Origin of the sequence: Corallibacter sp. (genome assembly GCF_048381695.1) — a bacterium.
In the GTDB taxonomy this organism is placed as follows: domain Bacteria; phylum Bacteroidota; class Bacteroidia; order Flavobacteriales; family Flavobacteriaceae; genus Corallibacter; species Corallibacter vietnamensis.
In genome coordinates this window covers 540251-553759 of sequence record NZ_JBLXHI010000001.1, presented here as the reverse complement: position 1 = coordinate 553759, position 13509 = coordinate 540251, and the positions used below count along the sequence as shown (strand labels likewise).

Genomic DNA, 13509 nt, shown 5'->3' with positions numbered 1-13509 from the left:
TTATAAGTTTTTTAATGCTTGTTTTATGATTGTTTCCACGTCTGCATCTGGTTGCGTTTTTAGGATTTTATCCACAACGCGCTCTGATTGCTTTTTTTGAAAACCTAAAACATCTAAAGCAGATAACGCTTCATCTTTATTTGTATTGCTTTGCGGAGTCGAAAGTTCATCAATATCATAAACTTTCAAAATTTTATCTTTTAAATCCAAAATTACTCGTTGAGCAGTTTTAGCCCCTATTCCTTTAATAGATTGAATTAAAGCAACATTTTCTGTGGCAATACCTTCTCTTATTTCTTTTGGCGATAATGATGAAAGCATGGTTCTTGCTATACTAGCTCCAATACCGCTTACTGAAATTAATAGTCTAAAAATTTCTCGTTCACTTAATGATGAAAAACCAAATAGGGTATGTGAATCTTCTTTTACTTGAAGATGTGTAAATAACTTTATATTCTCCTGATCTGGAATTTTTGAAAAAGTATGTAAAGATATATTTAGTAAATAACCAACTCCATTACAGTCTATCGTAACATCGGTTGGGTTTTTCTCTACAAGTTTACCTTGAATGTGTGTAATCATCAACTAACTATAATTAAACCTCTCAAATGTAATAAAATTATTCACATTATTGAGGCTTACATTATTAACGTTCTTTTTTGGTGGTTTTTAAGTATTCCTTTTGCTGGGCATCTATTACAGCTATAGCAGTCATGTTTACAATTTCATCAACACTTGCTCCTAGTTGTAAAATGTGAACTGGTTTTCTCATACCCATCATAATTGGCCCTATTGAATCTGCCTTGTTTAGTTCTTTTAGTAACTTATAGGTAATATTAGCCGATTCTAAATTTGGAAAAATTAAAGTATTTACCTTTTTGCCTGCTAATTTAGAAAACGGGAATGTTGCTTGTAGCATATCGCTGTTTAGTGCAAAATCTGTTTGCAACTCACCATCTACTAATAAATTAGGGTGTCTTTTGTGTAAATAAGCAACAGCTTCACCTACTTTGGTTGCTGTTTGATTTTTTGAAGAACCAAAATTAGAATATGAAATCATAGCCATTACGGGTTCCATACCAAACATTTTCACAACTCCGGCTGTCATTTGAGCTATTTTGGTTAAGTCATTCGCAGAAGGATTTATATTTATTGCTGTATCACTTAAAAACATAGGACCTCTTTGTGTCATTAACACATTGGTAGTTGCTAATCTGCTTGAACCTTCAGCTAATCCTATTAGCTCTAACATTGGTTTTACTACAGATGGATAATTTCTTGAATATCCTGATACCAAAGCATCAGCATCACCTTGATTTACCATCATAGCTGCAAAATAGTTACGCTCTCTCATTATTTTTTGTGCAGAATATAACGTAACGCCTTTGCGCTTGCGTTGATCCCAATATACTTTAGCGTATTCGTTTTTTCTAGGCTCTTCTTCGTCTGATTTAGGATCAATAATTGGAACATCTGCATCAAACTCAATTTCTTCTTTTAAGAGCTCTATCGTTTCTCTTCTTCCTAATAAAATTGGAAAAGCAATACCTTCATCATGAGCTATTTGAGCAGCTTTTAAAACATCTAGCTGATCTGCTTCTGCAAACACCACACGTTTTGGGTTGGTTTTTGCTCTATTAAGTAAAAGTCTTACAGTTTTATTATCAGAACCTGAACGCTCTAAAAGTTCTTCTTCATATTTTTTCCAATCTGTAATTGGCTCTTGTGCAACACCGCTTTCCATAGCTGCTTTTGCAACCGCTGGTGGAATTTGAGATATTAATCTAGGATCAAATGGTTTAGGAATAATGTAGTCACTACCAAATGTTAATCGTGTTTCTCCGTAAGCTATATTTACTTGTTCTGGTACTGATTCTTTGGCTAAACGTGCTAACGCAAGTACAGCAGCCATTTTCATTTCTTCGTTTATTTTTGTTGCACGAACATCTAAAGCGCCTCTAAAAATAAACGGAAAACCTAATACGTTGTTTACTTGATTAGGATGGTCACTACGACCTGTTGCCATAATAATATCTTCTCTAGTATCTACTGCTAAATCATAGGCTATTTCTGGGTCTGGGTTTGCCATAGCAAATACAATTGGGTTATTAGCCATGGATTTTAGCATCTCTGGAGATACAATATTTGAAGTTGATAAGCCTATAAATACATCAGCATCTTTCATGGCTTCATCAAGCGTGTCAATTTTTCTATGAGTTGCGAATTCTGCTTTTTCTTTAGTTAAGGTTTCTCTGTCTTTTCTTATGACACCTTTACTATCTAGCATAACCATGTTCTCTAATGAAGCTCCACATGATTGATAAAGTCTTGAACATGAAATTGCAGCTGCTCCAGCACCACTAATAACAATTTTTACATCTTCAATTTTTTTATCAGCTAGCTCTAACGCATTGATTAATGCTGCTGCAGAAATGATAGCCGTTCCATGCTGATCATCATGCATAACAGGAATATCTAATTCCTCTTTTAATCTTCGTTCAATTTCAAAAGCTTCAGGAGCTTTAATATCTTCTAGGTTTATACCACCAAATGTTGGTGCAATATTTTTTACTGTAGCAATAAACTCTTCTATGTTTTCTGTATCAATTTCAATATCAAAAACATCTATATCTGCAAATATTTTAAAAAGAAGTCCTTTACCTTCCATTACAGGTTTTGAGGCTTCTGGACCAATATTTCCTAATCCTAAAACAGCAGTTCCGTTAGAAATTACAGCAACTAAATTTCCTTTAGTTGTATATTTATAAACGTTATTTACATTTTTTGCTATTTCTAAACAAGGTTCGGCAACGCCTGGTGAATATGCCAATGACAAGTCTCTCTGACTTGCATATTTTTTTGTAGGTACTACTTTTATTTTACCTGGTGTTGGTTTTGCATGATAAACCAATGCTTCTCTTCTCCTGCTCTGTTTACTCATAAAAATGATTTAGTATCAAATACAAATGTAGTAAACTATCAATTAATCACTATGGTTTAAAAACTTAATATTTCGTGTTAACCCAGAATACTTTGTTCGCTTTACTGCTGATTTTTTAAAGACTTTTTTAAATGTTTCTTCGGTAATTTCTTCCCAATCCTTTTTGGTCATGTCTAAAAGTTCTGGATGTGGATTGAATAATGGCTCATTATGCGGTTTTGAAAACCGGTTCCAAGGGCATACATCCTGGCATACATCACAACCAAACATCCAATCGTCTGTTTTGTTTTTAAACTCTGAAGGTATGTTGTTTTTTAACTCAATGGTTAAATACGAGATACATTTACTACCGTCTACAACATAAGGTTCTGTAATGGCTTGTGTTGGGCATGCATCTATACAGGCAGTACAACTACCGCAATGGTCTGTGGTTGGTGTATCATAATCTAATTCTAAATCTATGATTAACTCTGCAATAAAATAAAACGAGCCAACTTTTTGTGTTAATAGGTTGCTGTGTTTTCCTATCCAGCCCAAACCACTTTTTGCGGCCCAAGCTTTGTCTAAAACTGGGGCTGAATCTACAAAAGCACGACCGTGAACATCGCCAATTTCATCTTGAATAAATTGCAATAGATGCTTTAACTTATCTTTTATTACAAAATGATAATCGGTTCCATAAGCATACTTTGATAGTTTGTAGCTTTCGGTGTTTTGAGTTTGTGAAGGGAAATAATTAAGTAGTAACGACACTACACTTTTAGAGCCTTCTACAAGTTTTGTTGGATCTAAACGCTTATCAAAATGGTTTTCCATATAACGCATTTCTCCATGCATATTGGCGTTTAGCCAACGTTCTAATCTTGGTGCTTCAACTTCTAGAAATTCTGCTTTACTTACACCGCATGACAGAAAACCTAGCCTTTTAGATTCCTCTTTTATAAGCTTTGTATATTTTGATTTTTGGCTATTCATTAAGCTCGAGGTTGAAACCTAACAATGGCGTTTTTAGGCTTAAGCGTTATTAATGGATTTATTTCTATTGTGTCTTTAGTTGGATGTATTTCAAATTTATACAACATTTCAGAAATAGCTATAATCATTTCATACATAGCAAAATTGTTTCCGATACACTTTCTTGGCCCTGCTCCAAATGGAAAGTATTGCGATGAATAATTTTTAGCCTTTTCGGGAGAAAAACGATTGGGGTTAAATTCCTCCGGGTTTTCCCACAGGTTTTTATGTTTATGAATTTCTATGATAGATAATAAAATGCTACTCTCTTTTTTAAACTGATAGTTTTTAAAACTATCATCTTCTAAATTAACACGGTCAATAAAATACGCAGGCGGATACAACCTTAAAGTTTCTTCAACAACCTGTTTTGAGTAAGAAGACATAGAAATAGCAGACATTATATCGGTATCATGTTGCTCTAATACTTGTTTGTATTGTTGTGCTACTTTTTTTTGCCAGTCAGGATGTTGCGCTAATAATTGCACTGAAAAACTTAAAGCGTTTGCTGTTGTTTCATGACCTGCTACAAACAAAACTAATATTTCATCTATTAACTGCTCATCACTCATTTGTGAGCCGTCATCATAACGTGTTTGCAGGAGCATATCTAACAAATCGTTATACACAGTTGAAGAATTCCTACGCTTATCAATAATAGCTTGTAAAATATCTCTAGAAGCTTTTGTTCGCGACAAATGCTTTTCTATAATCCCGAAATGTTTAAAATACCACGACAAGTAAGGTTGCCTTAATTCCTTGACTAACATCTCTTGATTTTCTTCGGTTACATCTTGAAGTAGTTTTATTTCACTTTCAGATGCTGCATTGCTAAACAATGCTTTTACAACAACTTTAAACGCTAAATTGCTAAACATTGGTAAAACGTCAATGTCTTTATTAGGCTGAATACGTTTTAACTCATCAATAATGGTTTCTTTAATAACCGTTAGTAAATGCTCAATGTGTTTTTTATGAAATGCTGGTTGAATAAGTTTTCGTTGGGTTCGCCAATGGTTACCTTCAGCGGTAAGAAGCCCTTTTCCTAAATACTTAGCAAGGTCTTTAGTTTGAATTGGTGATTTTTTATAATTTTTCCAGTTTTTTTGTAATACATATTCTGCTAATGCTGCATCTCTAGAGAATATTGCATAGCTTTTGGAACCTATATTTAATTTAAAAGTATCGCCATAACGCTCAAAGTTTTTATGATGAAATGGCAATGGGTTATTAAGTATAGATACTGCTTGTCTTAAAAAAGTAAAGGTTGAAACTTCTGGTATGTTTTTTACAACACTCATTTAAAATAAACCTCCTTGAGTACCACCTTTTATTCGACCAAGATGCTTGTAAGCTTGTTCTGTAACTTCTCTTCCTCTAGGCGTGCGTAAAATAAATCCTTGTTGAATAAGAAAAGGTTCATAAACTTCTTCAATAGTTTCGGCACTTTCGCTAACAGCTGTTGCTAGTGTTGTAATACCAACAGGACCTCCTTTAAACTTATCTATTATTGTTAAAAGTATTTTATTATCCATCTCATCAAGGCCATGCGCATCAACATTAAGAGCTTCAAGAGCAAACTTGGCTATCTTAATATCTATACGTCCATTTCCTTTTATTTGAGCAAAGTCACGAACACGACGTAATAAAGCATTAGCTATTCTTGGTGTTCCTCTACTTCTTCCTGCAATTTCAACTGCAGCTTCCATAGATATTGGTACATTTAATATAGAAGCACTACGTTGCACAATAGTAGTTAGCAACTCTGTATTGTAATATTGTAATCTACTTTGAATCCCAAAACGTGCTCGCATTGGTGATGTTAATAAACCAGATCTTGTAGTAGCTCCTACTAAAGTAAAAGGGTTTAAATTGATTTGAACGGTTCTAGCATTTGGCCCAGATTCAATCATAATATCTATTTTGTAATCCTCCATAGCTGAGTAAAGATATTCTTCAACTATAGGGCTTAATCTGTGAATCTCATCTATAAAAAGAACATCTCTTTCATCTAAATTTGTTAGTAGACCTGCTAAATCTCCTGGTTTATCTAATACTGGACCTGATGTTATTTTAATACCTACATTAAGTTCACTAGCTAGAATATGTGCTAGTGTTGTTTTTCCTAATCCTGGAGGCCCATGAAATAATGTATGATCTAAAGCTTCATCACGAAGATTTGCAGCTTTAACAAACACCTGAAGATTTTCTAAAACTTGATCTTGACCTGTAAAGTCATTAAATGACAATGGCCTTAATCTTTTTTCGACATCTACCTCTTCTGGCGTATAATTATGATTTGTAGGGTCTAGATTTTCGTTCATAAAAACAAAGATAAAGAAAAAGCCTTTCCGTAGTGGAAAGGCTTTTGAATATTATTATAATAAAGAATTTTAATGTTGTAATTCTTCTTCTCCTTCTTTTAAAGGTACATCTTGAGGAACAAAATCTACATCATGTCCTGGTTTACTATAATCATAAGCCCAACGGTGTACATGAGGAATTTCTCCAGGCCAGTTACCATGAATATGCTCAACTGGTGTAGTCCACTCTAAAGTTGTAGATTTCCAAGGGTTCTTTGTTGCTCTCTTACCGTAGAACATGCTAACAAAGAAGTTGTATAAAAATACAACTTGGAAAACCGCTCCTACTATAGCAAATACAGTAATAACTACGTTTACATTTGCTAAATCGTCAAATAATGGAAATGCTGAATTTGTATAATAACGTCTTGGTAATCCTGCCATTCCAATAAAGTGCATTGGGAAGAATACACCATAAGCACAAATTGCAGTTACCCAGAAGTGAATATAACCAAGATTTTTGTTCATCATGCGTCCAAACATTTTTGGATACCAATGGTAAATTCCAGCAAACATACCGTATAGTGCAGATATACCCATTACTAAATGGAAGTGAGCAATAACGAAATATGTATCGTGAACGTTAATATCTAAAGCACTATCACCTAAAATAATTCCTGTTAATCCTCCTGTTATAAATGTAGATACGAAACCTATAGAGAATAACATGGCGGTGTTCATTTGCAGATTACCTTTCCAAATTGTTGTTATCCAGTTAAAGGCTTTTACCGCAGATGGAATTGCAATTAATAATGTTGTAAAAGTAAATACAGATCCTAAAAATGGATTCATACCTGAAACAAACATATGGTGACCCCAAACAATTGTTGATAAAAATGCAATTGCTAAAACAGATGCAATCATAGCACGGTAACCAAAAATAGGTTTACGTGAGTTTGACGCCATAATTTCTGATACCATACCCATTGCAGGTAGAATAACGATATATACTTCAGGGTGACCTAAAAACCAAAATAAATGTTCAAATAAAACTGGAGATCCTCCTTGGTAGTGTAATACTTCTCCTTGAATGAAAATATCTGATAAGAAGAATGATGTCCCGAAACTTCTATCCATGATAAGTAATAACGCAGCAGATAATAATACTGGGAATGATACTATACCAATAATAGCTGTTACAAAGAATGTCCAAATTGTTAAAGGTAGTCTTGTCATAGACATTCCCTTTGTTCTTAAGTTTATTACAGTTACTACGTAGTTAAGAGAACCTAAAAGTGATGAGGCAATGAATATAGCCATAGATACTAACCATAATGTCATACCCATACCAGAACCTCCTTGTGCCATTGGTAAAGCAGATAAAGGCGGATAAATTGTCCAACCTGCAGCAGCAGGTCCAGCTTCTACAAACAATGAGATAATCATTATAACACTAGATAAGAAAAACAACCAGTAAGATACCATGTTAAGGAATCCAGATGCCATATCTCTTGCTCCAATTTGTAACGGAATCAATAAGTTACTAAATGTACCACTTAATCCAGCAGTTAATACAAAGAATACCATTATAGTACCGTGTATTGTAACTAATGCTAAATAAATATCGGCATCCATTACACCATCTGGAGCCCACTTACCTAAAAGAGCTTCAAATAATACGTTAGGTTCTTCTGGCCATGCAATTTGCATACGAAACATAATAGACATTAAAACACCTATAACTCCCATAATAGTACCTGTAATAAGATACTGTTTAGAAATCATTTTGTGATCTTGACTAAAAATGTATTTAGTTATAAATGTTTCTTTATGATGATGTCCGTGGTCGTCGTGTGCGTGTGTATCTGCGTGTGTTGACATAATCTAATATATAATACTTTTAAAAAACCGTTATTAATTACTTAAGTAAAGAATCTTTGAATTCTTTTTGTTCTTTCATCCAAGCTTCAAACTCTTCTTGAGTTTCAACTACTATTTTCATTTGCATGTTATAGTGAGATTTTCCACATATTTTATTACAAAGTAATACGTAGTCAAATTCGTAGCGATCTAATGGAGCTTCTCCTTTTGTAGCTAGCTCTTTGCTTTTTTCTACTCTAATTTCATTAATATGTTGAACTTTCTCTATAATTTGAGGAGTTTGTCTCATATCTGCTGTAGTAACAGTAGGTGTAAATCCAAACTGCGTTATCATACCTGGTACACAGTTCATTTGTGCTCTAAAGTGAGGCATATAAGCAGAGTGTAACACATCTTGAGATCTCATTTTGAATAACACTGGTCTTCCTACAGGCAAGTGAAGTTCTTTAGTGATAACATCATCTTGAGCGTTAGGATCAGATTCATCAACCCCTAATATGTTTGCATTGTCAAGATTTATTAGTCTTACGTTTGCTTTTCCTAAAGTATTGTCTTCTCCTGCATATCTTGCTGTCCAACTAAATTGTTGTGCATATAATTCTACAACAATTGGATCTTCATCTTGGTCTATATTCATAATACTTGTCCAAGTAAATAATCCATAAATTATTAAACCTGCTAAAACAATTACTGGTATAATTGTCCAGATAGCTTCTAATGTATTGTTATCAGCATAGAATAATGCTTTTTTTCCTTTTTCACCTCTGTATTTGTAAGCAAAATAATGAAGTAAAAATTGTGTAATTGTTTGAACTATAAATATGATAACTAATGATATAATCATTAAGTTGTCTATTTGAGGTCCGTGTTCTGAAGCAGAGTTAGATAATAATGGTAAATCACCCCATTTAACAAAACATACAATGGTTATAATGTATATGAAAGCTAGGAATCCTAGCATTAAATAGGCGTTTAATTTATTATCGTAGTCGGTTGCTACCGAGCTATCACTTGATGAGCCCACTTGAGCTAAATCAAATATTTTTACCATTTGCCAAATGGCAACAGCTATGAAAAGTACTATTATAATTGTTAAAAAAGCTGTCATTGTCTTTTCTCTTCTTTAATTAATTTTTAATAATGAAAATGTTCACTCTCTTTAATAAATGGGTTTCCTTTTGCTAGTAAAGGGGCTTTTGTTAATGCTGTAAATACTATAAAGATAAACAAGCCTGCAAATAACAAAATTGAACTAATTTCAGGAATTCCAATAAACCATCTATCTCCTACAGTTGCAGGCATTATCATATTAAAGACATCTATATAGTGACCAAATAAGATAACAATTCCTGCCATAACAATAAACCATGGCACACGCTTATAATCACTATTCATTAATACTAATAATGGGAATATGAAGTTTAATGCTACCATACCTAAAAATGGTAATTGGTAATCATTGAATCTTGTAACAAAATATGTTACCTCTTCTGGAATATTTGAATACCATATTAACATAAATTGAGAGAACCATAAGTATGTCCAGAAAATACTAATAGCGAACATAAACTTTCCTAAATCATGAATATGACTATCGTTTACAAACTCTAAATAACCTCTAGATTTTAAGTAGATAGTTGTTAATGCAATAACTGTGATACCACTTACAAACATACTTGCAAATACATACCATCCAAAAAGTGTACTAAACCAGTGAGGATCTACACTCATAATCCAATCCCATGACATCATAGATTCCGTATAAATATAGAATACTAAAAATGCTGCAGATATACGGAAGTTCTTTTTAAAGTTGCTGTTGTCATTTACATCGGCATTATCTTGAGCGATTGAAAATTTACGAGAAAAATGTCTGTATAAAGCCCAACCTGTAATAAAAATCAAACCTCTTATTGCAAAACCAGTTATGTTTAACCATCCTGATTTTCCTTGTATTAACTCATCATGAGCTACTACTTCTGGATCCATCCATATGAATATATTGTAATGACCTATAGTACCTGATGCAACTGCAATAGCTAATACAATAATTGCTCCTGGTAACATGTACGCAGTAATAGCTTCCATAACTCTAAATAAAACAGGAGACCATCCTGCTTGTGCTGCATATTGAATGGCATAAAAAGCAAGTACACCTAATGCTATCATAAAAAAGAAGAAAGCAGCTACATATAATGCAGACCAAGGTCTGTTTGCTATTTGATGCTGTACGTGTTCAACATGTTTTTTATGTTCATCAACATGTGTTTCAGCTGAATCATTATGATTATTTGCTTCGTGTGAATTTGTTACTGCGTGTTCTTCATGACTTGTTGAAGCGTGAGCAGTGTCTTCTCCGTGTCCACCACCATGATGAGATGCTTCAGCTGCAAGAATGGTTTCTACGTCTTCAAAAGATTTATGAGATGTCATAAAACCATAAATAACACCTATTGCTCCAATGATCATTAATGCAATAGAAAGTGTCTTTAATTTATTTGAGAATGTGTACATATCTATAATATAATCTTTATCTATCTTACTTTTCTAGTTTCGTTTTCAAATCTAAAACGTAAGCTACTACTTGCCAACGCTCTTCTTCATTTAACTGATTTGCATAAGAACCCATAGCATTTTTTCCATAATAAATTACGTGATAAATACTTCCTTCTGTAATGGCTCTTCCTACGTCATCATAGCTTGGTATACCAAGTATTTTTTCTCTCTTTACAAGATTACCTTGTCCATCTCCTTTTGTTCCATGACAGATAGCACAATAAATATTGTAAAGCTCTTTACCTCTTTCTAAATCAATTTCGTTAGAGTCTAACGGGTTTAGTAGTGTTGCTTTAGCAAGTTCAAATCCTTCTGTTGTGTTTTCTATTTCGTAAGGTGTAAAACCTCTTGGAATAGTACCATCAACAGGAAGTTGAGCTTCTACACCGTTTTTAAATGCTTCAGATTCTGAATATGTTTCATAACCAACTGGTTCATACATATTAGGCATGAATTGATAGTTTGGTCTTGAGTCTTTTTTACATGACACAACCGCTACTAATACTAATGCTATAAATGAAATTTTAATTAAGCTTTTCATATTAATGTGCTTCTTCTTTATCTACAATATTAATTTCTACTGCTCCAGTTTCTTTAAGTAAGCTTTCTAGTTCACTTTCATTATTATGAACAGCTATTTCCATTAAGAAATGATCATCTGTTGTTCTAGGGTCTGGATTTTCTGCCTTTTTAAATGGCCACATTCTACTACGTAAATAAAATGTTATTACCATTAAGTGAGCCGCGAAAAATACTGTAAGCTCGAACATAATAGGTACAAATGATGGCATGTTTTCTATATAACTAAAGCTTGGTTTACCTCCTATGTTTTGAGGCCAATCTTCAATCATGATAAAGTTCATCATTGTAACAGCAACTGTTAAACCTACGCAACCATATAAGAAAGCTGTTATAGCTATACGTGTTGGTGCTAATCCCATTGCTTTATCTAATCCGTGTACTGGAAAAGGTGTGTATACCTCTTCTATATGATGTTTAGCAGCTTTTACTTTCTTAACTGCAGCCATTAGTACATCATCGTCAGTATAAATAGCGTGTATTACTTTTGATACTTCCATTATCTACGCTTGATTTATTAATGATTTTGCTTGTCCTGACCAATCATCACGTTCAGCTCTTCCTGGGAAAGAACCTGTAATTTCGTCTAACAAGTCATATTCTTTTTTGGTCATCTTACTTACTTGTATAAATGTGTATATACCTATGCTATTTAAGGCTTCTTCCATTTTTGGTCCTACTCCATTTATCTTTTTTAAGTCATCAGCTGTTTGTGTTGTAGAATCAAATGTTCCTATACTAGCTAACAAGCTGTTTACTTTTTCAGAGTTATCTACTTTAGATGTAGTCTCGGTTTTTTTAATTGCAGCACCTGAAGTTCTTGCATCAGCTCCTGTACCTACTAAACTATCACCTCTTTCTCTAATATTTTTATAACGTTCTCCTGAAGATTTTAAAATTGTTTTTACTTCAGCTTGAGCTATTACAGGGAATGTTCTTGAGTACAATAAGAATAGTACAAAGAAGAATCCTATAGTACCTATAAAAATACCTATATCTACAAATGTTGGTGAGAACATAGTCCATGAAGATGGTAAGTAATCTCTATGTAATGATGTTACAATAATTACAAAACGCTCAAACCACATACCTATATTTACTACAATAGAAATAAAGAATGAGAACATAATACTTGTACGTAGCTTTTTGAACCACATAAACTGCGGAGAGAATACGTTACAAGACATCATCATCCAATATGCCCAAGCGTAAGGTCCTGTTGCTCTGTTTAAGAACGCATATTGTTCATATTCTACTCCAGAATACCATGCAATAAACAGCTCTGTTATATAAGCTACACCTACTATAGAACCTGTAATCATAACTACAATGTTCATTAGCTCTATATGTTGTACAGTAATATAATCTTCTAGGTTACACACTTTTCTCATTATAATAAGAAGTGTATTTACCATGGCAAATCCAGAGAAAATCGCACCTGCAACGAAATAAGGAGGGAAAATTGTAGTATGCCATCCTGGTATAACTGAAGTTGCGAAGTCAAAAGATACAATAGTATGTACAGAAAGTACAAGTGGTGTTGCTAAACCTGCTAATACTAATGATACTTCTTCAAAACGTTGCCAATCTTTTGCTCTACCTGTCCAACCAAAACTTATTAAAGAATAAATTTTCTTTTGGAAAGGTTTAACTGCTCTATCACGAATCATTGCAAAATCAGGTAATAAACCAGTCCACCAGAAAACTAATGATACTGATAAGTACGTTGAAATCGCAAATACATCCCAAAGTAATGGTGAGTTAAAGTTAACCCATAGTGAACCAAACTGGTTTGGAATAGGTAATACCCAATATCCTAACCAAGGACGTCCCATGTGTATGATTGGGAATAATCCTGCTTGTACTACAGAGAAAATTGTCATTGCTTCTGCAGAACGGTTAATTGCCATTCTCCATTTTTGACGGAATAAAAGAAGTACAGCAGAAATAAGTGTTCCTGCGTGACCAATACCTACCCACCAAACAAAGTTAGTGATATCCCAGGCCCAACCTACGGTTTTATTTAAACCCCAAGTACCAATACCTGTTGATACGGTATATAATATACATCCAATTCCCCAAAGAAAAGCTACCAGTGAAATTCCAAAAACTATCCACCACTGCTTATTTGCTTTACCTTCAATTGGTCTTGCTACATCCACAGTAACGTCGTGGTATGATTTTTCGCCTGTAACTAAAGGTCTTCTAATAGGTGCTTCGTAATGAGACGCCATA

At 33.6% G+C, this 13509-nt stretch carries 11 protein-coding genes; all 11 read right to left on the bottom strand.

What is annotated here, in order from left to right; genetic code table 11:
- The 11 genes from ruvA to nrfD all read right to left on the bottom strand — a co-directional run bounded on the left by ruvA (nucleotide 1) and on the right by nrfD (nucleotide 13508).
- Complete coding sequence (gene ruvA / locus ACN5J3_RS02555; RefSeq protein WP_418510662.1) at nucleotides 1-582, bottom strand: Holliday junction branch migration protein RuvA; 582 nt, start codon at nucleotides 580-582, stop codon at nucleotides 1-3.
- A gap of 64 nt (nucleotides 583-646) precedes the next feature.
- On the bottom strand, nucleotides 647-2941 hold the full coding sequence (locus ACN5J3_RS02550) for an NADP-dependent malic enzyme (RefSeq protein WP_418509070.1): 2295 nt from the start codon (nucleotides 2939-2941) through the stop codon (nucleotides 647-649).
- A gap of 42 nt (nucleotides 2942-2983) precedes the next feature.
- Nucleotides 2984-3916 (bottom strand): tRNA epoxyqueuosine(34) reductase QueG, encoded by a 933-nt coding sequence (gene queG / locus ACN5J3_RS02545; RefSeq protein ID WP_418510661.1) that lies wholly within the window; start codon nucleotides 3914-3916, stop codon nucleotides 2984-2986.
- Nucleotides 3916-5256 (bottom strand): cytochrome P450, encoded by a 1341-nt coding sequence (locus tag ACN5J3_RS02540; RefSeq protein WP_418510660.1) that lies wholly within the window; start codon nucleotides 5254-5256, stop codon nucleotides 3916-3918. Before ACN5J3_RS02540 ends, queG begins: the two co-directional genes overlap by 1 nt.
- Complete coding sequence (gene ruvB / locus ACN5J3_RS02535) at nucleotides 5257-6279, bottom strand: Holliday junction branch migration DNA helicase RuvB (RefSeq protein ID WP_418509067.1); 1023 nt, start codon at nucleotides 6277-6279, stop codon at nucleotides 5257-5259.
- Nucleotides 6280-6348: 69 nt separating this feature from the next.
- Nucleotides 6349-8139, bottom strand: a complete 1791-nt coding sequence (locus ACN5J3_RS02530) for a cytochrome c oxidase subunit I (RefSeq protein WP_418509066.1) — start codon at nucleotides 8137-8139, stop codon at nucleotides 6349-6351.
- 37 nt (nucleotides 8140-8176) lie between these two features.
- Nucleotides 8177-9247 (bottom strand): cytochrome c oxidase subunit II, encoded by a 1071-nt coding sequence (locus ACN5J3_RS02525; protein WP_418509065.1) that lies wholly within the window; start codon nucleotides 9245-9247, stop codon nucleotides 8177-8179.
- A gap of 26 nt (nucleotides 9248-9273) precedes the next feature.
- On the bottom strand, nucleotides 9274-10653 hold the full coding sequence (locus tag ACN5J3_RS02520; RefSeq protein WP_418510659.1) for a quinol:cytochrome C oxidoreductase: 1380 nt from the start codon (nucleotides 10651-10653) through the stop codon (nucleotides 9274-9276).
- 25 nt (nucleotides 10654-10678) lie between these two features.
- Nucleotides 10679-11236 carry a c-type cytochrome gene (locus ACN5J3_RS02515; protein ID WP_418509063.1) on the bottom strand — a complete coding sequence of 186 codons (558 nt, stop codon included), beginning with the start codon at nucleotides 11234-11236 and terminating at the stop codon, nucleotides 10679-10681.
- Between the two features lies 1 nt (nucleotide 11237).
- Nucleotides 11238-11774, bottom strand: coding sequence for a DUF3341 domain-containing protein (locus ACN5J3_RS02510; RefSeq protein WP_344727742.1), 537 nt, complete (start codon nucleotides 11772-11774; stop codon nucleotides 11238-11240).
- 3 nt (nucleotides 11775-11777) lie between these two features.
- Nucleotides 11778-13508 (bottom strand): NrfD/PsrC family molybdoenzyme membrane anchor subunit, encoded by a 1731-nt coding sequence (nrfD, locus tag ACN5J3_RS02505; protein ID WP_418509062.1) that lies wholly within the window; start codon nucleotides 13506-13508, stop codon nucleotides 11778-11780.
- Nucleotide 13509 lies beyond the last annotated feature (1 nt).